Source organism: Streptomyces sp. 2A115, from assembly GCF_052245575.1.
Classification (GTDB): domain Bacteria; phylum Actinomycetota; class Actinomycetes; order Streptomycetales; family Streptomycetaceae; genus Streptomyces.
In genome coordinates, this window is record NZ_JBQQCG010000071.1 from 40,425 (window position 1) to 62,254 (window position 21,830).

17 protein-coding genes and 2 pseudogenes are annotated in these 21,830 nt (G+C 70.7%); 10 read left to right on the top strand and 9 right to left on the bottom strand.

Annotated elements, in window-relative coordinates:
- Positions 1-8: 8 nt before the first annotated feature.
- The 4 genes from ACTWQR_RS41490 to ACTWQR_RS41505 form a co-directional block, all read right to left on the bottom strand.
- A complete protein-coding gene (locus tag ACTWQR_RS41490; protein WP_443232440.1) occupies positions 9-1,352 on the bottom strand; it encodes an ABC transporter substrate-binding protein in 1,344 nt (447 codons plus the stop codon).
- A 509-nt stretch (positions 1,353-1,861) separates the two neighbouring features.
- Positions 1,862-2,947: a LacI family DNA-binding transcriptional regulator gene (locus ACTWQR_RS41495; RefSeq protein WP_443232441.1), complete on the bottom strand. Its 1,086-nt coding sequence runs from the start codon at positions 2,945-2,947 to the stop codon at positions 1,862-1,864.
- 119 nt (positions 2,948-3,066) lie between these two features.
- A complete protein-coding gene (locus ACTWQR_RS41500; protein WP_443232442.1) occupies positions 3,067-4,080 on the bottom strand; it encodes a hydroxyacid dehydrogenase in 1,014 nt (337 codons plus the stop codon).
- An 895-nt stretch (positions 4,081-4,975) separates the two neighbouring features.
- Positions 4,976-6,046: a LacI family DNA-binding transcriptional regulator gene (locus ACTWQR_RS41505; protein WP_443232443.1), complete on the bottom strand. Its 1,071-nt coding sequence runs from the start codon at positions 6,044-6,046 to the stop codon at positions 4,976-4,978.
- Positions 6,047-6,291: 245 nt separating this feature from the next.
- Here ACTWQR_RS41505 and ACTWQR_RS41510 point away from each other — a divergent pair, with 245 nt between their 5' ends.
- Positions 6,292-9,252 carry a twin-arginine translocation signal domain-containing protein gene (locus tag ACTWQR_RS41510; protein WP_443232444.1) on the top strand — a complete coding sequence of 987 codons (2,961 nt, stop codon included), beginning with the start codon at positions 6,292-6,294 and terminating at the stop codon, positions 9,250-9,252.
- 77 nt (positions 9,253-9,329) lie between these two features.
- Positions 9,330-9,863 carry a MarR family winged helix-turn-helix transcriptional regulator gene (locus tag ACTWQR_RS41515; protein WP_443232445.1) on the top strand — a complete coding sequence of 178 codons (534 nt, stop codon included), beginning with the start codon at positions 9,330-9,332 and terminating at the stop codon, positions 9,861-9,863.
- 152 nt (positions 9,864-10,015) lie between these two features.
- On the opposite strand, the gene ACTWQR_RS41520 is transcribed toward ACTWQR_RS41515, so the two are convergent.
- The 5 genes and pseudogenes from ACTWQR_RS41520 to ACTWQR_RS41540 form a co-directional block, all read right to left on the bottom strand.
- Positions 10,016-10,768 (bottom strand): DUF4142 domain-containing protein, encoded by a 753-nt coding sequence (locus ACTWQR_RS41520; protein ID WP_443232446.1) that lies wholly within the window; start codon positions 10,766-10,768, stop codon positions 10,016-10,018.
- 102 nt (positions 10,769-10,870) lie between these two features.
- Positions 10,871-11,521, bottom strand: coding sequence for a sulfotransferase (locus tag ACTWQR_RS41525; protein ID WP_443232447.1), 651 nt, complete (start codon positions 11,519-11,521; stop codon positions 10,871-10,873).
- Positions 11,522-11,881: 360 nt separating this feature from the next.
- Positions 11,882-12,145, bottom strand: a complete 264-nt coding sequence (locus ACTWQR_RS41530; RefSeq protein ID WP_443232448.1) for a GlsB/YeaQ/YmgE family stress response membrane protein — start codon at positions 12,143-12,145, stop codon at positions 11,882-11,884.
- Between the two features lie 145 nt (positions 12,146-12,290).
- A pseudogene (locus ACTWQR_RS41535) lies at positions 12,291-12,551 on the bottom strand (hypothetical protein); the annotation flags it as partial.
- Positions 12,536-13,461 (bottom strand): annotated as a pseudogene (locus tag ACTWQR_RS41540) (polysaccharide pyruvyl transferase family protein). The pseudogenes ACTWQR_RS41535 and ACTWQR_RS41540, both read right to left, overlap by 16 nt.
- Positions 13,462-13,601: 140 nt before the next feature.
- On the opposite strand from ACTWQR_RS41540, the gene ACTWQR_RS41545 reads away from it, so the two are divergent.
- The 8 genes from ACTWQR_RS41545 (at position 13,602) to ACTWQR_RS41580 (ending at position 21,786) form a co-directional block, all read left to right on the top strand.
- Positions 13,602-14,567 carry a UDP-glucuronic acid decarboxylase family protein gene (locus tag ACTWQR_RS41545; RefSeq protein WP_443232449.1) on the top strand — a complete coding sequence of 322 codons (966 nt, stop codon included), beginning with the start codon at positions 13,602-13,604 and terminating at the stop codon, positions 14,565-14,567.
- 136 nt (positions 14,568-14,703) lie between these two features.
- Positions 14,704-16,341 (top strand): carbamoyltransferase family protein, encoded by a 1,638-nt coding sequence (locus tag ACTWQR_RS41550; protein ID WP_443232450.1) that lies wholly within the window; start codon positions 14,704-14,706, stop codon positions 16,339-16,341.
- Positions 16,338-17,363 (top strand): glycosyltransferase family 2 protein, encoded by a 1,026-nt coding sequence (locus ACTWQR_RS41555; protein WP_443232451.1) that lies wholly within the window; start codon positions 16,338-16,340, stop codon positions 17,361-17,363. Before ACTWQR_RS41550 ends, ACTWQR_RS41555 begins: the two co-directional genes overlap by 4 nt.
- The gene (locus tag ACTWQR_RS41560; RefSeq protein ID WP_443232452.1) at positions 17,360-17,941 is read left to right on the top strand and encodes a D-glycero-alpha-D-manno-heptose-1,7-bisphosphate 7-phosphatase; all 582 of its coding nucleotides are present in this window, start codon (positions 17,360-17,362) and stop codon (positions 17,939-17,941) included. The genes ACTWQR_RS41555 and ACTWQR_RS41560 overlap by 4 nt, the downstream gene beginning before the upstream one ends.
- Positions 17,938-18,945, top strand: coding sequence for a glycosyltransferase family 9 protein (locus tag ACTWQR_RS41565; protein WP_443232453.1), 1,008 nt, complete (start codon positions 17,938-17,940; stop codon positions 18,943-18,945). The genes ACTWQR_RS41560 and ACTWQR_RS41565 overlap by 4 nt, the downstream gene beginning before the upstream one ends.
- Complete coding sequence (locus ACTWQR_RS41570) at positions 18,942-19,904, top strand: glycosyltransferase (RefSeq protein WP_443232454.1); 963 nt, start codon at positions 18,942-18,944, stop codon at positions 19,902-19,904. Before ACTWQR_RS41565 ends, ACTWQR_RS41570 begins: the two co-directional genes overlap by 4 nt.
- Positions 19,901-21,115, top strand: coding sequence for a glycosyltransferase (locus ACTWQR_RS41575; RefSeq protein WP_443232455.1), 1,215 nt, complete (start codon positions 19,901-19,903; stop codon positions 21,113-21,115). Before ACTWQR_RS41570 ends, ACTWQR_RS41575 begins: the two co-directional genes overlap by 4 nt.
- Positions 21,115-21,786, top strand: a complete 672-nt coding sequence (locus ACTWQR_RS41580; protein ID WP_443232456.1) for a D-sedoheptulose-7-phosphate isomerase — start codon at positions 21,115-21,117, stop codon at positions 21,784-21,786. The genes ACTWQR_RS41575 and ACTWQR_RS41580 overlap by 1 nt, the downstream gene beginning before the upstream one ends.
- The last annotated feature ends 44 nt before the right edge of the window (positions 21,787-21,830 follow it).

Genomic DNA, 21,830 nt, shown 5'->3' on the forward strand with positions numbered 1-21,830 from the left:
AGTCTGCCTCAGCCCTTGACGCTGATGCCGCGCTGCTTCAGGTCGTTGACCGTCCACTCCTGCATGTGCGCCAGGAGGTCGGTGACCTTCTGCTTCTTGCTGACGACCTGGGCCCACTCGTCCTGCATCTCCGTGAACATCGCGGTCCAGTTCGGGCCGAAGGTCCAGTCGTCGGTGATGGTGCTCATGCTGTCCGTGACGACCTTCTGGGCCGGCTCGTAGTTCTTGCCGAGCAGCTTCTCGGGGATCGCCTCGCCGACGAACGAGCTGTTGTCGGCCACCGCCGGCATCAGACCGCTGCCGGTCTCCGGGCTCGCCATGGTCTTGACCGCACCTGCGTCCGTGGACATCCACAGCGCCGCCTCAGCGGCCTGCTCCTTGTTCGCGCACTGCTCGGACACCAGGGTCAGCCCGCCGCTCTGGTTGGTCCCGGCCGGCGTCTTGGCGGCCTCGCCCTTGAACGTCGGCCAGGGGGTCAGCGCCCACTTGCCGAAGGAGTCGGTGAAGTTCTGCACCATGCCGGACATCTGCCAGGTGGAGATCTGCCGGGTCACGGTGCCGGCCTTGTCGTAGTTGCGCTGCACGGCCGCGTAGTCCGCGAACGAGAGCTTGGAGTTCAGGTCGTTGTCGATGATCTCCTGGATCACCTCGGCTGCCTTCAGGGTGCCCTCGTCCTGGAAGTCCACCTTCCAGGAGTTGCCGTCGATGCTGTACCAGTGCGCCCCGGCCTGCATGGCGAGCACCTCCAGGGTGCTCGGGTCCTCACCGGCGTAGTTGGTGATCTTGATGTCCTGCTTCTTCAGCACCTTGCCCGCGGCGATGAAGTCGTCCCAGGTCGCGGGCGGCTTCAGGCCGTACTTCTTGAAGACGTCGGTGCGGTAGATGGTGAAGGCCGGCGCCGAGCTGGTGGGGATGCCGTAGACCTTGCCCTGGACCTGGCCGACGGCCCACGCCCCGGTGTTGAACTTGTCCTTGCTGGACTCGACGTACTTGGTGATGTCGGCGAGGGCGCCCTGCGAGACCCAGCTCGTGACGTACTCGCCGGTGTTCTGCAGCAGGCAGGGCGCGTTGTCGGCCTTGACGGCGTTGGTCAGCTGCTTCTGCATGGTCAGCTGGTCGGTGACCTTGGTGTACTTGAGCTGGACGTCCTTGTGGCTGGCGTTGAACGCCTTGACGACGGCCTCGTGGCCGTTGGACCAGCCCCAGAAGTCGAGGGTGACCGGACCGGAGGACTTGGGCTCGGAGTCGGAGTCCCCGGAGCCGGATCCGCCGCAAGCGGAGAGCAGACCTGTCAGCGCGATACCCGCTATGGCGGTGCGGGCGACTCTTCTGCGGGTGCTGGTGGTGTTCATCTGACCGTGATCCTTCGGGAGGGAGGACGTTCTCGGATCGGGGGGCGGCGGTTTGGTGATGGCCAGGAACGGCGGCCGGAACGTCGGCTCGCGGTTGCGGGGGATGGCCAAGCAGAAGTTGTAGAAACCGGTTGCCGGGGACAGTAGGCGGACTGTCCGGCGTGTATCAAGAGGGCGAGTCGAAATTGTTGCGCCGAGTTGTCCCCGAGGTGCGCGCGGGACGCCTCGGAGCGTGCCGAGGTGCGAGGTTATCTGCGCAGGTCAGAACGTCATTCGCGATGCTCGCGCCGGTTGTGGTGAGCGTCGCGCACGTTGACGGCAGATTTCGGATCGGCTGAGAAACCGCTTACGTAACGATGTTTCCCAGGACTCACGCCAGTCGCACATCAGAAGCCCCTGAGCGGCCTTGGTCGGGTTCCGTGCTTACCGCGCCTCGTAAGGGGCGCGGGGAGCTGAGTGACCAGCTCCCACCGGCCCGCGGGTTCGTCACCGTTCTTCCCGCGGAGCGCTCAGCGCTGGGCGGGCGGCCGGACGGACTGCCGTACGACGACGTGCGTGCCCAGCACGAGGTGCTCGCCGTCGGGGCCCTTGCGGCGGCCGCTGCTGCCCTCACGCCGGTCGGCGACCGCGCGCAGTGCGGCGCGGCCCATCTCCTCGTAGGGGACGTGCACGGTAGTCAGCTGCGGGGCGAGCTGCGAGGCCAGGGGGATGTCGTCGTAGCCGACGATCGAGACGTCCTCGGGCACCCCGAGCCCGGCCGCGCGCAGGGCCTGCATGGCGCCGGCCGCGACCACGTCGGTGCCCGCGAGCACCGCCGTGAAGTCCAGCCCGCGGCGCCGGGCCTCGTTGACCGCGTCGTACCCGTGCTCGTAGTCATAGGGGCCGTGCAGCACCAGGCCCGGGTCGAAGGGCAGGCCGTACGCCTCGAAGGCCCGCCGGGCCGCACTCAGCCGGCCCTGGGCCGTGGTGAGCTCGGCATGGCCCGGCAGCACCAGGACGCGGCGGTGACCGGCGGACAGTAGATGGCTGGCCATGGCGTAGGCGCCGCCCTCGTTGTCGTAGTCGACCGTCGTGGCCGGTACGTTGCCCTCCAGCGGAGGTCTGCCCACCAGGACGAGGTGCGACCCGGCCGCGTCCAGGGAGCGGGCGAACCGGGCCATTCGCAGCTGGTACTCGTCGTAGTCGTACGCGCCGCCGAGCAGGACCACCGCGGCGACGCCCTGCTGGCGCATGAGGTTGACCAGCGCGAGTTCCCGCTCCGGGTCGTCCCCCGTGGTGCCGACCAGCGAGAGCCAGCCGCGCATCGAGGCGGCGCTCTCGACTCCCTTGGCCACATGCGCGAAGGCGGCGCCGATGATGTTGTTGATGAGGATGGCCACCGTCGGCGTACCGCCGCCGGCGAGCGACCGGGCGTGGGCGTTGGTGACGTAGTCGAGGTCCTGGACCACCTTCATCACCCGGCGGCGCAGTGTCTCCGACACCGGGTAGTTGCCGGACAGGACGCGCGAGACGCTGGCGACCGAGACGCCCGCCCGCTCCGCCACATCCCGGATGGTGGCCCGGCCGGCGTCACCCGATGCCTTGTGCTGACTCACCGTAGTGGCTCCTTCACCATAGCGACTCCCCACCGGGCGAGTCGGGCCGCTGCCCCCGCCGGGTCAGGAACCGTATCCCATTGTTTCTCCGAGGGGGCCCCAGGTGCTCGCGGCCGCGTTCAGGCGACACGGGCCAGATCCGCGTGACGCACCTCGTGGGCCGGTGGCAGGCCCGCGGCAAGGCGTTCCAGCTCTTCGACGACGATGCGGCCGAGACGTTCCAGCTCGTTGCCGAGTGAGCCGGCGATGTGCGGCGTGAGGAAGACGTTGGGGAGCTTGTACAGCGGGGATCCGGCGGGCAGCGGTTCGGGTTCGGTGACGTCCAGTACCGCGCTCAGACGGCCGCCGACCAGCTCGTCGGTCAGCGCGACGTGGTCGACCAGGGCTCCGCGGGAGGTGTTGATCACTACTCCGCCGTCCCTGATCAGGGCGAGCTTGTCGCGGTCGAGCATGTGGTGGGTCTCGGGGATGTCGGGGGCGTGCAGGCTGACGATGTCGCTGCGGCGCAACAACTCCTCCAGCGAGAGCGGTTCGGCGCCCAGCGAAGCGGCTTCGTCGGCGCTCACGTAGGGGTCGTACAACGCGACGGCGAGGTCGAAGGGTTGCAGCAGTTCCAGGAGCCGGCGGCCCACGCGTGAGGCGCCGATGACTCCCACCCGGCGGCCGAGATTGCCCGTGTCCGCGGTCTCCGCGCTGGACGGGTACGTGTGGGTGTCCCGGAAGGTCTCGCGGTGCGCGAAGGCGTCCTTCCCGGCGAGCAGGATCATGGCGAGCGTGTACTCCGCGACCGGCAGCGCGTTGCCGGTCACCGCGCTGGAGACGGTGAGACCGCTTTCCCACAGGGCCTCGCCGACCAGCGAGCGGACCGAGCCCGCGGCGTGCAGGACGGCCCGCAGCCGGGGTGCCGCGGTGAGGGTGTCCGCATCGAGGTGGGGGCAGCCCCAGCCGGTGATGAGCACCTCGGCCCGGGCCAACGCCGCGGCGGTGCCGGGTTCCGTGAAGTCCTGTACGACGAGCGTGGTGTCGATCTCGGCGACCTGCTGGAGCCGTGTCATGAGCGGCGGAGGAAAGAGCAGGGGGAGGTGCACCGGATCCATGGCGAACACGGCCCTCGGCAGCTGGGCGCTGGTCATGATTCTCCTGAGGCCTGGGAAACGTTTTCAGAAAGCGTCTTCTACCGTAAATCTGTCGCGACAGGCGGGTCAATCGCGTGGTGATCGCCGAGTAGGGCGACTCTCGATGCGCTCGGGCGCATGCGCCGACGTCGCGGCAGGGGTGGAGCAGCAAGTTCGGTGGCTTTGCCGCGATAGAAGCGGTTCGAAGGGGGTCGTCGACTGCGGTCTGGGTGACCCTACATTCCATCGTAACCGGTTACCTGCTGTTTCCGAGCGACTCGTGCACGCCGGAGCGACGCTGATCTTTCCGGGCCGCGACAAGTGAGCCGTCACGGAAGACGGCCGGGTCGACCAAGTGGCCGAGCGGGCCGTCGGCGAGCGCCGTCGAGCCCGGCGTCTGCGTACGTGCCGCCTGAGCCGCTCAAGCGGAAAGTCAGCAGCGCCGCCGGTCAGCTGTCCGTCGGGCGAGCGCACAGACTGCTGATGTAGCGCACGGGCTGCTGATGTACGTGGCGCCCGCCTCGTCCCGTAACCCTGTCGAAGCCGTGCACAGCGGGCCCACGCCCTGGCCCGGGGGCGTCACTCTTCCAGGACCGCGACGACCACTGCCGAACCCGCCAGGCCGGGCTGGACCGGGTGCGACTGTTCGGTGCGGATGGCCAGCGGCGGCGCAGGAAGTCGTTGACCGCCCAGGAGGTCGTTATGGAACGACTGGACCTGGAACACCGCGATGGCGATGGCGGCCGGCTTGACGAGCGGCCGGCCTCATCAACCTTGCCCGGATGACGAACTCCGACAGCCTGTCGCTACGGGCGGCCGCGCCCGCGAGCTCGCCCGGCAGAGGGCACGCCCCGTTGAGGGGCCATGCCCCTTCGAGGGAGCTGCCTTCTTGCTCCGTCTCCCACTGACCCAGTCACCGAGCCGCGTCTCCCGGCGGCGCCACCGAGTCCCGTACCACCACGTGTGTGCCCAGGAGGAGGTGTTCGTCCGGGGCGTCCGGGGCCCGGCTGAGGGCTGTGCGGACGGCCAGGCGGCCCAGTTCCTCGTAGGGGACATGGACGGTGGTCAGTGGGGGATGGAGGTCGCGGGCGAAGGGGATGTCGTCGTAACCGGCCAGGGAGACGTCGCCGGGGACGGTCAGGCCTGCCTCGTGCAGTGCCGTCAACGCGCCCGACGCCACCATGTCGGTCGAGGCCATCACCGCTGTGAACTCCAGGCCCTGGGAAAGGGCTTGGCGCATCAGGCGGTGGCCGGAGTCGCGCGTGAAGTCGCCGGAGAGGCGGAGGGCCGGGTCCGGCTCGATGCCCCGCGCGCGATGGGCGGCCAGGTAGCCCAGTTCGCGGCCCTGGGCCGTCGTGTTGGACGGCTTGCCGCCGAGGAACAGCACGCGTCGGTGGCCCTGGGCCAGGATGTGGGCGCAGAGTGCGTACGCCCCGCTCTCGTTGTCGTACTCGATGACCGTGACGGGCGCCCCCGGGTCCAGCGGCGGTCGGCCGCACAGCACGAGCCGCGATCCCGCGGATGCCAGGGAGTCGGCGATACGGGCCATGCGGTCACGGTACTCGGGCGTGTCCGCCGTGCCGCCGACCAGGATCACGGCGGCGGCACGCTGGGCCCGCATCATCTCGATGAACCCCAGCTGCTGTTCGGCGTCGCCCTCCGTGCTGCACACCAGGCAGAGATGACCCAGCCGGGTCGCCTCGCGTTCCACGCCGTGCGCCATGTGCGCGAACGACGGGCCGGTGATGTCGTCGAGGACGAACGCGAGCGTCGGCGTACCGACGCCGGCGATCGCCTTGGCGCGGGCGTCGGCGACGTAGTCCAACTCCTGGACCGCCCGCATCACCCGGGTGCGGGTGGACGTGCTCACGGGGTACTCACCACCGAGGACGCGCGACACCGTGGAAGCCGACACCCCCGCGCGCGCCGCCACGTCCCGAATCGTGCGCCGTCCCTCGACGTCACCGCTGATCTTCCTCGTCATACTCGCCCCTCTCCTCCCGCCCCGGAAGTGACTCGTCCGCCCATCCGAGGCGCCCACCCCTGGGAAGTGCGGCAACGCTTCCGGCAACCGGTTCCCGAGCCGGAGGCTAGCAGGGGGAGAGGCGGACGACGAGAGGTCGGAATTCGAAACTTTCTCTCCCGCACCGAGGGATGTGCCTGCCGCCTCCCAGCACCTAGCATCCGGCAGCGGCTTCACAACCGGTTGTCAAAGAGAGGCACCGAACCATGCCCGACACCACGCCCGACTCATCCAGCAGACGCGACGTACTGAGAACCACGGCGGTGGGCGTCGGCGCGGCAGCCGTCGGTGGCTGGATCTGGGAGGCGGGGGCGACTACCGCCCACGCCTCCGGGACGGCCGGCAGCCATGTGCGTGCAGAGACCTATGCGGGTGCGGCGGCTGTGCACGGGCCGCTCGACACCGTCGTCTTCGGGGACCCCGAGTCCGAGCAGGCTCACGGCCTGACGGCCGTCCTCTCCGACACCGTCAGCGGTGGCCTCGGCCAGCCCGCCCGGGTCCTCAACCAGGCGGAGCCGGTGGGCTATTGGGGTGGTGCGGTGAAGTTCACGGTTGCCTGCGCTCCTCGCGGCACCACCTACGTCACCGTGAAACTGTGGGGCGACGACCAAGCCGCCTCCGAGAACGAGACCTGGCGCCTTCAGCTCTTCTGTGACGGGCTGCAGATCGGTCACCAGGACCAGGGCGCCGTCGACAACCTCGACATCCTCGGTATCGAACCGCGCACCCCCGGCCGGTTCTTCTTCCACACGCTGCCGCTCCCCGAAAAGCTCACCCGCGGCAAGAAGCGGGTCGAGCTGGAGATCCGGTCCATGGGCCGCATCTGGTCGTACGGTCAGAACCAGGCCCAGCTGTACCGTGCGCAGACCACGCCGTCCCGCGGCCTCTACCGCCTCTACACGCACGCGGAGCCGTACGTCATTCCACCGCGCGGCGATGTCCAGGGCCCACCGCCGGTGCCCGGCACCCGCACCGACCCCGTCGAGGAGATCCTCGGCAAGATCCGCGTCCGGGTCGCCAAGGACCAGAAGAACTACCTCACCACGGCCAACCCCTGGACCATGGACGCCTGGGCGTTCCAGTCCCTGGCAGAGGGCTATCTCTGGGAGGGCAGCCCGGCCCACCGGGACCCCGTCGCGGTCGACCGCGTCTGCCAGGCGATCGACGGCCGGTACGCGGCCTGGCTCGCCGACCCCGCCGTGCTCACCGGATCCGACCAGCAGCGGCAGGGCTTCGGCCGGGTCGGCCTGATCCTCGCGCTCCTCTGGGAGGATCTCGGCGAGCGGCTCGACGAACGCGTCACCGGACTGCCGTGGTCCATCGCCAACTCCGGCTTCGACACCGGCGGTTCGACTCCGACCGGCTGGACCGTGCCCGGCTGGGCGGCGGGCGGCACGATGACCCGCGACACGTCGCTCGCCCGGACGGGCCTCGCGTCCATGAAGCTGGCCGTCACGCCCGGCAAGCTGCTCGTCGCCCACCCGGGCAGGAAGACCGCCGTCGACGCGGGCGGGACGTACGAGTACGGCGCCTGGATCCGCACGGAAGGCGTGAGCGGCGAAGGGGCGTACATCGACCCGCTGTTCTTCGACGCGAACGGCAAGCTGGTCGGCACCGACACCAAGGTGTACGCGGCCAAGGGCACCCACGACTGGGAGTACGTGTCGGTCAAGCTGACAACTCCCGCCGGGGCCACGCAGATTGAACTGCATCTGCGGCTCGCGGGGGAGGGCACCGCCTGGTTCGACGACGTGGCCTTCGTGCCGCCCGCCGACGCCTCGAAGCCGGTCCCGACCCGGCGTGAGGCGTACACGAAGATGCTCGTCGAGAGTCGAGACCACTGGCGTCGGCACTTCCCGCACTATTCCAACCAGGCCCAGATCTGCGCCATCGGCCTCTACCAGGCGAACCGTGGACTCCGCCTGCTCGCACCGGAGTTGGCGTACGAGGAGAAGAAGGCTCGCGGCTACCTCTACCAGTCCATCGGCATCGAACCGTGGCTCGGCCGCGAATCGGAGGACGGCACCCCCGACCACGCGCTCGGCACCTCACACCACCAGGTGTCGGCGAAGGGCCTGACCAAGGAACTCGGCTACGTCGGCAACTACGGGGAGGTGACGGACTGGCTGATCATGATGTACGAGTCCGTCACGCGCGGATACGACGGGCAGGACGCGCCCGAACTCCGCGACCACATGCTGAAGATCATCAAGGCGCGTGGGTACTTCCGCACGATCGACGTGGACGGCGACGGCAACCGCATCGCCCGCATCGAGACCGTCGTCGGGTGGCGCAACGAGATCTATCCCGGCGAGACCGCGTACGCCTCACGCACCGCCTGGGACACGCACCCCGTGATGTCCGCCGCCGTCTTCCGGGATCCCGAACTGGTCGGCTGGACTCAGGAGATGATGGCCGACGGACAGTTCACGTCCCAGCTCGCCCTGCTCCACACGCACACCTGGACCCGGGTCGGCCTGGCCGCGCTCCGGCTGCTCCAGCGCGACTGGCCGGAGTTCCAGAAGCTGCCGGCCCGTCCCGGGCGCCTGCCCACGGACTGGGACGAGCCGGACTTCACCTTCACCGACGAGGAGTGCGGGGTCGTCGCCGTCAAGCACGGCAAGGAGCTGCTTTACGCCTCCCTGTACTGGCGGGCCCGGCAGGGCGTCAACGACTACGCGCGCGTGCATCACGTCACGCCGAGCGTCCAGCGGTCCGCCACCGTGCGCTCGTACACCGAGGTGCCGGGGTCGACGGAGACGTACACCGTGAACGACTGGGTCTGCTGGGACTACGCGATCAACGACCCGGGCGCCATGCACATCCCCCCGGGCGGATTCCCGCCGCCCGGACCCGAGTTGCGCCAGTCCCTCGCGGGCGACGTCTACCAGCTGGCGCCCCCGCCCGCCGACGTTCCCGACCCGGCGCTCGGCGTGGACCGGCCCGGCGTGGAGAAGCTGTTCGTCGGACGGGCCCCGTTCTACCGCTGCGCCTACGGCCCGTACGTGCTCGCCATGAACACCACCAAGGATCGCACCTTCCGCCTGGACACCTCGGACATCGAGGGCTTCGGCCCGTCCGTGGACCTGGTGACGGGCAGGCGGGTGGGTCCGGGCGAGGTGCTGATGCTGAAGCCGCTGACGACGGTGGTGCTGAGGCGGCTCTAGGGGGATGAGACGGTTCTGGGGAGAATCGGTGCCGATCAGCCGAGTGTTCAGGCGCTTCGGCGCGATAGAAAGGACGCATGCCGGAGCGCGAGAACCCCGTCGGGGACATGGACGATGTCGATGCGGTGACCCAAGCGGTGCTCACGGCCTCGCGCCTGCTGGTCGCGGTATCCGCCCGCTCCCTCGCCGTGCTCGAGGAACGGGTGACGTTGCCGCAGGTCCGGATGCTGGTGGTGCTGTCCACGCGCGGCACCACCAAGTTGGTCACGCTCGCCGACCTGCTCCAGGTGGCGCCGTCCACCGCCATGCGCATGGTCGACCGGCTGATCGCGGCCGGGCTCGCCGACCGGCAGACCAACCCGGACAACCGGCGGGAGACCTTGCTGCGGGTGACGGAGGAGGGGCGGCGCACCGTCGAGGACGTCACCGCCCGGCGGCGCGCCGAGATCACCGGGATCGTCGAACGGCTGACCCCGAAGCAGCGGGCGGGGCTCGTCGAGGCGCTGACCGCGTTCAACGAGGCGGGCGGAGAACCCCTGGCTCCGGCGACGGACGATCCGGAGCCGCATCCCCTGGGCTGGGTGGACGCGGTGGCGGCACGCGACGCCTGAGTCGCGGTTCCCTGCTGTCCCTGTTCCCTGCTGTCCGTGCTCCCTGTCGTCCTTCCTTCCGGATCAGTCCAGCGCTGTCGTGCTTGATGGACTGGCTTGATGGACCTGGCTTGACGGACTTGAGGGAGGGGCGTGGTCGAGGCCGGCTCTTGTCACCTGCTCGTCGGAGCGGGTGTCGGGGTGGGCGTCGGGGAGCTCGTGTTCACGTCCAGGCCCTTGGGCTCGTTGAGAGCGAGGACCGGGGCTCCCGGCTGGGGCGGGGGCGGGGTGGTGTCGTCCTTGGGGGGCTTCGGCGCCGAGGTCTGCTGGAAGTTGTTCTGGTCGAAGTTGACCAGTTCGGTCTTCTCCAGCACGGTCATGTGGTCCAGAACGGTGTCGTTGGCCTGGTCGGCGAGCTGGCGGATCAGGCTGTTCTTGGTGGTGGCGCGGATCTTGGCGATGGTCGGGAAGATCTGGCCGTGGGTCACGCGCATGATGCTGACCGCGTTGGTGTCGAACTGCTTGCCGGTGCTCCCGTCCACGGTCGCCACGAACTGCTGCTGTTGCGGGGAGGCCTGGTTGGGCAGGGTGATGCCCAGCTCGGGGGCGATCTTGCGGCAGGTGGCGTCGAGGCGGGCATGCCCGACGACCAAGTGTTCGCCGGCCTCCTTCATGGCCGGGGTCGTGCCCCGCTCCATGGACATCAGGCCGAGTGGATGCTCCCAGAGGCCGGCCGCGCGGACCTTGACGACGAAGTCGCGGTCGGCCTCCGTCAGGGGCCCGTACCGTGTGTTGGCGATGACACGTTCCTGATTGGTGGCGGTCTTCTCTACTCCGAGCAGAGCTGGGTAGGCCAGCGCGGTGAGTGTCAGGACCAGGGAGCCGATGACGAATACAGTTCCTGCCGCGCGTTGCGTGATGCGCATGGTGCCTCCTGGGTGAACGGCTCGGACGCCAAGGAGTACGGACGGAACGCGCGCGATAATCATTGCGCTGGGTAAATTTTGCACTCTGACGCGTGTTTCACGTCACGCGTCGGCGTTCGTGCGCTCCGCGGCCGGCGCTCGTGCGGTGTCTCCGTACCGGGGGAGTCGCCCTTTCCCCGCGCTGTCGCTGTCGCTGTCGCTGTCGCTGTTGCCGTCGCCGCCGACGTCGACGCGCTGGGCCGGGAAGACCAGGGCCTTCCCTTGTTCTTGAGGTCGTCGAGGTGCCGCCCGGCACACAGCCTTGTCTCGCGACCCTTGGTGCCGGTGGTGCCGGTGGTGCCGGTGGTGCCGGTGGTGCCGGTGGTGCCGGTGGTGCCGGTGGTGCCGGTGGTGGTGCGGCACGTTCATGGACCGCTCCGCGAGCCGAGTGCTACATCGCACTTCCAGGCGGCGGACATGCAGTTCGTGCGGCGCGTGCAGTCGCCGGTGCGCGCCCAGCAGCAGCCGAAGCAGCGTGGAGCCGGAGCGGACCGGACACATGATGAAGACCGGGCGCTCCAGCACCCGGTCGACGGCCGGGTTCTCCGGCGGGCGGAACGCGCCCCGCGACGACTTGGAGCTGCCCGTCGCCTCCTGGTCCTTCGCCGCCACGGGAGTTCCGGAGGCGATGGGTGGGCCGGAGCGGCCCACCCTGTGTACCTCGTATCCGACAGCGGCGCCCATGCGCTTGTTCAACTTCCGGAGGAGATCCATGCACCGACGCCAAAAGCGAAATAGTCCGGATCGCAACGGAAGTCCATCAGAGATTCGGTGGTTCCTTGGCTTACGAATACCAAATGGTTGGGACAGGCCGACGCGGCGGGCGGCGACCGGGAACATGGTCCGACCACGAGGGGAGCGCGGTGGGCGCCTGGGGGAACGGTGTCCTTGCTCGCGGTCTGGACGGCCTCCCTTCTCGCGGCCCGGCTGCTTCGACTGCCGGGGCTGCGACGGGGGTTGTGAGGTTGTCGATGGTCAACGATCGGTGGCCAGCGACTGTTGGTCAACGATTGTTGGCCAGTGACCGTTGGTCAACGGCTGTTGGCCAACCGTCGTTTGGCCAACGACCGGTGGTCAGCGGCGGAGCTTCACCTTGCTGACCGCGGCGACGCCGAACGCGGCGAGTGCGATCTGGATGATCCACTCGACCCAGTCGACGCCCTCGGTGTCGGCGACGTCGAGCCCGGCCGCGATGCCGGTGCCGACGAATGCCGCGATGATGCCGATGGCGATCGTCCAGAGGATGCCGATGCGCTGCCTGCCTGGGACGACGAGCCGGCCCAGAACGCCGATGACAATGCCGATGACGATTGCGCTGATGACGCCTGAGATCTCCATGAGCGGCCTCTTGTCCTTCTGCTGTAGTGACTACGAGTGCCCACCGGAGGCGGATACAGTCACTCCGCACCGTGGTATCGCGCTCCAGTCCTCACTCGGCGCAGGCGTCCATCACTGGTTCCGGGAGGCGCTTCGGTATCCGGGGCTAGCGTGACGCCGGTCGGTCGGGTGGGCGTGCCGAACGGCGGCTGTCGACCGGGCAAGTACGAGTCGAAGCTCCACAGCACCACTGCTGCCGGCGCACCATATCGGTGATCCAGGTGGGCGCGAACGGAGACGTGCAGCCCGGGGAAGTCGGGTAGTCCTCGAGCACCTCCAGGCGCTCACCGATGCCGACTGCACGGGCGCGGTGCTCCGCGTGCTCGGTCCCGATCTGAGCCAGGCAGTGGTTCATCGCCCACTGGACGGACCGGACGCCTGAGCCGACAGCGTCGCGACGAGTCGGTGCGCCCCGTCCCGAACCGGGGTGGCGAGCAAGCCGTCCCGGCTTTGTCGTGCCATCCCCTGTCCGGAAGAGAGACACCAGGTCCACCAGCGGTCCAGTCGGTCCGCGTCGAGCCGCTCGGCGGGCAGCAGCGCGGGCCAGCCGAAGACGCGGGCCTGGGCCGTCACCTTCGCGCCGCCGACGACCGGATCGACGGCCAGCGGCGGCGTTCCGGCGCGCAGCGCGAGCACCAGTCCGTGCAGTCGATCGGTGACGACGAGGTCCAACCGCGCGAGAATGGACTGGAGTTGACCGGGGGTCTCGCTGAGACGCCAGTCGTGGGAGTCGAGCCGGGTTTCCAGTTCGATGCGCGCGCAGTCCTTGCCGCCGAGCCATCGCGTGACGGTGTCCGCGACCTCGGCGTGCCGTCGGCGGTCGCCGTATTCGTGCTGGCCATGGGTGAGCACCACGCCGACGACGGGAGTGGACGGCACGGCGGGTGCGCGGGTGGAGAGGTCCTCCACCGGATCCATGCCGGGAGCGTCCCGGGCCAGGACGTCGTGGAACCCCGTGACGGCCGGATCGGAGTCGTCGAGGACCGAGGTGCCGACGGCGATGCGGTGGCAGTGTCCGAAGCGCCGGTGCAGCCCCCCTCCACCTGGGGACCGTGCAGAGGCCCGCACACGAACACCAGGTGGGTGTAGGTGCGCGGATCCAGCCCCTCCAGGTTCGGTTCCCCCGGCCGGAAGCCGGGGCTCCACGCCGTGTCGTACGGCATCCCCGCACTGGCCAGCACGTCCTCGACCCGGTGCAGGGCGAGCACGTCACCGGCCGTCGCCTCACCGTCCCGGAAGCTGAACCAGCCGGCGAGCAGAATCCGCCCCGTGCTCATGAAGCCCGTCGTGAAGCTCGTCGCTGACACACACGCTGAGTACCCAGGCGTAACGGTCGAAACGAGGCGTTTGTGTACGTATGGGCAACTGGGTACTCGTCGAAGCCTGAACCGAACCGCCCGTTAAAGGAGGCAGTCTTGTGCAAACGAGAGAGTGGCCGCGCGCACTGGTGACCGGCGGCGCGGGGTTCGTGGGCTCCCACCTGTGTGAACGGCTCGTGGACAGCGGCACGGAAGTCGTGTGCCTCGACAATGTCGTGACCGGCTCGCATCGCAACGTGGCCCATCTGGAGCACCGCGCGAATTTCCGCTTCGTACACGCGGACGCGACAGACGACACAGCCGTCTCGGCCCTGCCGGGGCGGTTCGATCTGGTGCTGCACTTCGCCTGCCCGGCTTCTCCGGAGGACTACCTCCAGCTGCCGCTGGAGACCCTGGAGGTGGGCAGCACCGGCACCCGCAACGTGCTGGAGCGGGCGCGCCGGGACAGCGCCCGGTTCGTCCTCGCCTCCACCTCGGAGGTGTACGGCGATCCGCTGGAGCATCCACAGCGCGAGGACTACTGGGGCAACGTCAACCCGATCGGCCCGCGCAGCGTGTACGACGAGTCCAAACGGTTCGCGGAGGCGCTGGTCACCGCACACCGGGCGGTGTCGGGCACGGACGCGGCGATCGTCCGCATCTTCAATACGTACGGCCCCCGTATGCGGGCAGGGGACGGGCGGGCCGTGCCGAACTTCATCTCCCAGGCGCTGCGGGGCGAGCCGCTCACGGTCGCCGGCGACGGGAGCCAGACCCGGTCGCTCTGCTATGTGGGCGACACCGTCGACGGAGTCCTCTCCCTGGCCCGCTCGGAGCTGCACACGCCGACGAACATCGGCGGCTCGGACGAGGTGACGATGCTCGAGCTGGCCCGGCGTGTCATCGAGGCGACGGAATCCCGGTCGCGGATCCGCTTCGTGGAACGGCCCGTGGACGACCCCGCCAAACGGCGCCCCGACACGACGCGCGCCCGGGAGTGCCTGGGATGGACACCCCGGGTGAGCTGGGCGGAAGGACTCCGGCGGACGGTCGACTGGTTCGTCGACGGCGCCCTGGCGGCCTGAGGACGGGTACCACCGGGCGCGGTTGCGTTGAAGTGTTTAACCGTGCCGCGGACGGTTACCGCAAATACTCCCAGTGTTCGCGAAAGCATCAGGAACCCCATTCATCGCATCCGGTGTGAGAGGGAGGTGGACAGCTGTGCGCGTACTCGGCATCAACGCGGTCTTCCACGACCCCGCCGCGGCCCTCGTGGTCGACGGCGAGACCGTGGCGGCGGCCGAGGAGGAGCGATTCAGCCGCAGGAAGCACGGAAAGCGGCCGGTTCCGTTCTCCGCCTGGGAGCTGCCGGAGAAGTCGGCGGCCTGGTGCCTGGAGCACGGGGGAGTGGCGGCGGGTGACCTGGACGCCGTCGCGTACTCCTTCGACCCCGGGCTCGCCCTGCCGGCCCATGAGATGGGGCTGAACGACCCCTGGGACCCGCTGCGGCTGGAGTACGCCAGGCAGGCACCCGGGTTCCTGGCCGAGGCGCTGCCCGGTCTCGATCCGGAGGCGGTCCGTTTCGTGCCCCACCACGTGGCTCACGCGGCGTCCGCGGGCCCGGCCTCCCCGCACCCTGACAGCGCGGTTCTCGTGCTCGACGGGCGCGGCGAATCCGCCTCCCACCTGGCCGGACGCTACGAAGGAGACCGCCTGGAGGTGCTGGCCACCCAGGCGCTGCCGGAGTCGCTCGGCCTCGTCTACGAGGAACTCACCGCCCACCTGGGCTTCCTGCGCAGCAGCGACGAGTACAAGGTCATGGCTCTCGCCTCGTACGGCAAGCCGCGTTTCCTGTCCTTCCTGCGGCAGCAGGTGCATGCCACCGGCAAGGGCGGCTTCGAGGCGCACGGCGTGGACTGGGAAGCGCTGGCCCCGGCGCGCGCTCCCGGCGAGCCGTGGACACAGGACCACGCCGACCTCGCGGCGAGCACGCAGGCCTGTCTGGAGGAGGTGCTGCTCGAGCTGACGCACTGGCTGCACGGGGAAGCGGCCGGCCGGGCGCTGACCATGGCGGGCGGTGTCGCGCTCAACTGCGTGGCCAACTCCCGTATCGCGGCCGAGGGCCCGTTCGAGGACGTCTGGGTGCAGCCGGCCTCCGGCGACGCGGGCACCGCTCTCGGCGGCGCCCTGCACCTGGCCGCCGGACTCGGCGAGCGCACCAGCCCCATGCCCGGCGCCGACCTCGGCCGCGGCTGGACCGACGAAGAGCTGCGGCAGTGGCTGGACCGGGCGGCCGTGCCCTACGAGCGACCGCACGACATCGCCGAGACCGTCGCCGAGGAACTCGCCCGGGACGGGATCGTCGCCTGGTTCCAGGGGCGCAGCGAATACGGACCCAGGGCGCTCGGACACCGCTCGCTGCTCGCCCACCCCGGACGCGCCGACAACCTGGAACGGCTCAACCGGGTCAAGGGACGCGAGGAGTTCAGGCCGGTCGCGCCCATGGTCCTCGCCGAGCGCGCGGGCAAGGTGTTCGACGGACCGCTGCCCAGCCCGTACATGCTCTTCGTGCACGACGTCGCCAAGTCGTGGCGGGACCGGATACCCGCCGTCGTGCACGTCGACGGCACCGCCCGCATCCAGTCCGTCGACGCGCGCCAGGAGCCCGCGGTCGCCCGCATGCTGAGCGCCTTCGAGCAGCGCACGGGCCTGCCCGTGGTCGTCAACACCAGCCTCAACACCGCGGGACGCCCCATGGTCGACGACCCGCGCGACGCACTGGAGTGCTTCGGCTCGGCCCCCGTCGACCTGCTGGCGATCGGGCCGTACGCGGTGCGCAGGGGGAGGGCGTACACATGAGCACGGCGGAGAAAGCACGCGTCGCCGACTACGCGGTGGTGATCCCCACCATCGCCCGGGACACCCTGACCGACTGCCTGGGAGCCCTCGCGGCCGCGACCGGACCCCAGCCGCGCGAGATCGTCGTCGTCGACGACCGGCCGTCGCACGCGGCCACGCCGGAACGGCTGGAGCATCCCCTGGCCGTCCTCGGCGAACTGCGCGACCGTACCCGGGTGCTCCGCAGCGGCGGGCGCGGGCCCGCCGCCGCACGCAACACCGGACTGCGCGGGGTCACCAGCGAATGGGTGGTCTTCCTCGACGACGACGTCCAGGTCGGGCCGCACTGGTGCGAGCAACTCGTCCACGATCTCGCCGAGGCCTCGCCCGACACGGGCGGTGTGCAGGGCGTGGTCGAGGTGCCGTTGCCGAAGGACCGCCGGCCCACCGACTGGGAGCGCAACACCGCGGGGCTCGCCGGCGCGATGTGGATCACCGCCGACATGGCCTACCGCGCCGAGGCCCTGAAGCGGACAGGCGGTTTCGACGAACGCTTCCGCCGCGCCTACCGCGAGGACGCCGACCTGGCGCTGCGGGTGCTCGACGACGGGTGGCGCATCCACCGCGGCAGCCGCACCACGCGCCATCCCGTACGCCCGGCCGACCGCTGGGTCTCCGTGCGGGCACAGCGCGGCAACGCCGACGACGGCCTGATGGCACGGCTGCACGGACCGGACTGGTGGCAGCGGGCGGCCGCCCCGAGGGGCCGCATCCGGGCCCACCTCGTCACGACGGCCGCAGGCATCGCGGCCCTGGCGCTCGCCGCCGCCGGACGGAAACGGGGTGCCGCGGCCGCCGCGACCGCGTGGACCGTCGCGACCGCCGAGTTCGCCTGGGCGAGGATCGCGCCCGGACCCCGTACCCGCGAGGAGATCGTCACCATGGCCGCGACCAGCGTGGCGATCCCGCCCGTCGCCTCCTGGCACTGGCTGTCCGGCCTGCTCAAGTACCGCGGAGCCAGGCATGAGAGCGGTGACACATGACCGCGCGACGGCCCGCGCCGACCTGGCCCGCCGCCGTCCTCTTCGACCGCGACGGCACCCTCGTCGAGGACGTGCCCTACAACGGCGACCCGCACCGGGTGCGCCCGATGCCCGGCGCCCGGCAGGCACTCGACCTGCTGCGCGAGCACGGGGTGCGCACCGGAGTGGTGAGCAACCAGTCCGGCATCGCGCGCGGACTGCTCAGTCATGAGGAGGTGCGACGGGTGAACGACCGCATCGATGCGCTGCTCGGCCCTCTCGACGCCTGGACGGTGTGTCCGCACGGTCCTGACGACGGCTGCCGCTGCCGTAAACCCGCACCCGGTCTCGTCCTTCGGGCCGCGGCACACCTCGGCGTCCGCGCGGGCGACTGTGCCGTCATCGGGGACATCGGCGCGGATGTGGCGGCCGCCCGCCGCGCCGGCGCCCATGGCGTGCTGGTGCCCACCCCGCACACCAGGAGGGACGAGGTGAGCGCCGCCGAACACGTCGAGCCGGACCTGCTCACCGCCGTACGCGGCCTGCTCGACCCGGCCGCGTCACCGGCCCACCGCCGACGGGAGGTGGGCCGCCCATGAAGGCGCTCGTCGCCCGTCTCGACAGCTTCGGGGACGTCCTGCTGGCGGGCCCCGCCGTCCGGGCCGTCGCCGCCCGCGCCGACCACGTCACCCTCTTCTGCGGACCACGCGGGGCACCCGCCGCGCGCATGCTGCCCGGCGTGGACGACATCCTCGTCTGGGACGCGCCGTGGGCCGGTTTCCAGCCCCCGCCCGTGGACCGGGCGCAGATCGACCAGCTCGTCGACGCCATCGACGCCGACACCGCGCTGATCCTGACCTCGTACCACCAATCCCCGCTGCCCACCGCCCTGTTGCTGCGCCTCGCGGGCGTACGACACCTCGCCGCGGACAGCGAGGACTACCCCGGCGCGCTGCTGGACGTCCGCCATCGGCGCGCCCCGCACGCCCACGAGGCGGAGGCCGCACTCGACCTGGCCGCCGCCGCGGGCTTTCCGCTGCCGGAGGACGACGACGGGTGCCTGCGCGTCCGGCCGGCACCACTGACCGACCACCTGACGGGAGGCGGGCCGTACGTCGTGGTCCATCCCGGCGCCAGTGCCCGCGCCCGGATGTGGAGCCCGGGTCGCAGCGCCGAAGCCGTGCGGCTGCTGGCCGACGCGGGACACCGACCCGTCGTCACCGGCGGAGCGGACGAACGGGCCCTCACGGCGTTCGTGGCGGGCGACACCGGACTCGACCTGGGAGGCCACACAGGCCCGGCGCAGCTGGCCGGGGTACTCGCCGGCGCGGCCGTGGTCGTCACTCCGAACTCCGCCCCCGCGCACCTCGCCGCGGCCGTCGGCACGCCCGTCGTCTCGCTCTTCGCCCCCGTGGTCCCCGCCGAGCGCTGGCGTCCGTACGGCGTCCCGTACGTCCTGCTCGGCGACCAGGACGCGCCGTGCGCGGACAGCCGGGCCCGGCACTGTCCGATCCCCGGCCATCCGTGTCTGGACACGGTGACCGCGCACGACGTACTCGCCGCGGTGGAAAAGGTGCTCGTCGAGAAGGGCCTGCCCTCATGAGGATCCTGCTCTGGCATGTGCACGGCTCCTGGACCACGGCGTTCGTCCAGGGCCCGCACACCTACCTCGTCCCCGTCACCCCCGACCGCGGCCCCGACGGACTCGGCCGCGCCCGTACGTACGACTGGCCCGACTCCGTGATCGAGGTTCCGCCCGAGCGGCTGCGCGACACGGACGTCGACCTGGTCGTGCTGCAACGGCCGCACGAGTACGCGCTCGCCGAGCGCTGGCTCGGCCGCCGGCTGCCGCCCACCGTGTACCTGGAGCACAACGCCCCGCACGGCTGCTCTCCCGGGGTACCCGACACCCGCCACCCGGCCGCCGACCTGCCGGACGTGACCCTCGTCCACGTCACCCACTTCAACCGGCTGATGTGGGACGCCGGAAGCACCCCCACGACGGTAGTCGAGCACGGGATCATCGACCCCGGCCCCCTGTGGACCGGCGAACTGGAACGGGCGGCCGTGGTCGTCAACGAGCCATTGCGGCGCGGCCGTACGACCGGCACCGACCTGCTGCCACGGTTCGCCGACGCGGCCCCGCTCGACGTCTTCGGCATGGGCACGCACGGGATCGCCGACCGGCTCGGCATCCCGCCCGACCGCTGCCAGGACCACGAACTCGACCAGCGCGACCTGCACCACGCCATGGCCGCGCGCCGGGTCTACGTCCACCCCGTCCGATGGACCTCGCTCGGTCTTTCCCTGCTGGAGGCGATGCATCTGGGCATGCCGGTGGTCGCGTTGGCCACCACCGAGGTGACCGAGGCGGTGCCCGAGGGCGCCGGTGTGGTCTCCAACCGAATCGACGTAGTGACAGACGCCGTACGGAACTTCGTCGCCAATCCCGTGCACGCACGGCTGACCGGCGAGGGAGCACGGGCGGCAGCGCTCGCCCGCTACGGGCTGCCCCGCTTCCTGGACGACTGGGAGCGGTTGATCAAGGAGGTGACCCGATGAGGATCGCCATGGTGTCCGAGCACGCGAGCCCGCTCGCCGCGCTCGGCGGCCCCGACGCCGGTGGCCAGAACGTGTACGTGGCCCGCCTGTCCGAGGAACTGGCGCGGCGCGGCCACGAGGTCACGGTCCACACGCGCCGCGACTCGCCCGAGCTGCCCGACCAGGTGACCATGCCGTCCGGGGCGGTCGTGGAGCACGTACCGGCCGGGCCGCCCGAACCACTGCCCAAGGACGAGCTGTTCACGCACATGCCTGCCTTCGGTGCCCACCTCGACCGGACCTGGGGCGACCAGCCGCCCGACGTGGTCCACGCCCACTTCTGGATGTCCGGCATGGCCTCCCAGGCAGGCGCGCACGCGCACGGCATCCCGGTCGTGCAGACCTTCCACGCCCTCGGCACCGTCAAGCGCCGCTACCAGGGCAGCAAGGACACCAGCCCGTACGAACGCGTCGGCATCGAGCGGCGGATCGGGCGGACCTGCAGCCGGGTCGTGGCGACCTGCACCGACGAGGTCTACGAACTGGCGGAGATGGGCATACCGCCGTACCGCACCACTGTCGTGCCCTGCGGCGTCGACGTCGAGTACTTCCGTCCCGCCCGCAACGGGAGCCGCGAGCCCGGCCGTCGGCTGCTGGCCGTGGGACGCCTGGTCCCGCGCAAGGGGTACGACCAGGCCATCCGCGCCCTGGGGCGCGTACCGGACGCGGAACTCGTCATCGCGGGCGGCCCCGAGCCGAAGCTGCTGGACTCGGACCCCGAGGCCGAACGGCTCACACGGCTCGCCGACCGCCTCGGCGTCGGCGACCGCGTACACCTGCTCGGCGGTGTGCCGCACGAACGCATGCCGCAGCTGATCCGGGAAGCCGACCTGGTGCTGTGCACCCCGCAGTACGAGCCCTTCGGCATCGTGCCCGTCGAGGCGATGGCCTGCGGAGTCCCCGTGGTGGCCACCGCGGTCGGCGGCCAGACGGACACCGTCGCCGACCGCGTCACCGGCCGACTCGTGCCCCCGGGGCAGCCGGAAGCCGTCGCCGAAGCCGCCAACGAGCTGCTCGACAGCCCCCGTCTCCTGCGCGCGTACGGCCAGGCCGGTCGCGAGCGCGCCCTGTCCCGCTACACCTGGGAACGCGTCGCCGACGGCGTCGAGCAGGTGTACACCCGGGTGACGGCTTCCCGGCACGAACTGTCCACGGCCACGGAGGTCGCCTGATGACTGTCGCATCCGTACGCGTCCACTGCGACGAACTCCTCGACGCCCTGCGGCCCTTCCGCGACGCGGCCGACGTCACCGGCGACTGGGGCGCCCGGCTGGCCCGCGTACTGTCCGGCGGCGGACGGCTCCTCGCCGCGGGCAACGGAGGCAGCGCCGCGCAGGCCCAGCACCTCACCGCCGAACTCGTCGGCCGCTACTGCGAGGACCGGCCCGCCTACTCCGCGATCGCCCTGCACGCCGACACCTCCAGCTGCACAGCCATCGCCAACGACTACGGCGTGGACGAGGTCTTCGCCCGGCAGGTACGCGCCCACGGCCGGCCCGGCGACATCCTCGTACTGCTGTCCACGAGCGGCGCCAGCGCCAACCTCCTCTCCGCCGCGGACGCCGGCCGCGCGATCGGCATGCGGGTGTGGGCCCTGACCGGCCCCGCCCCCAACCCGCTCGCCGCGGGGAGCGACGAGGCGCTGTGTGTGGAGGCCAACACCACGGCGACGGTCCAGGAACTGCACCTCGTGGCCGTGCACATGATCTGCGAGGCCTTCGACAACGCGCTCGGAGTCGGGCCCCTGGCAGACGGAGCGCTCGGAGACGGGGGCTGTCGAGCAGCTCGTTGGCGGCTTCGGCGACGGCTTCCGGCTGCCCCGGGGGCACGAGTCGGCCGGTGACGCGGTCGGCGGCCACCACGGGGACTCCGCAGGCCATCGCCTCG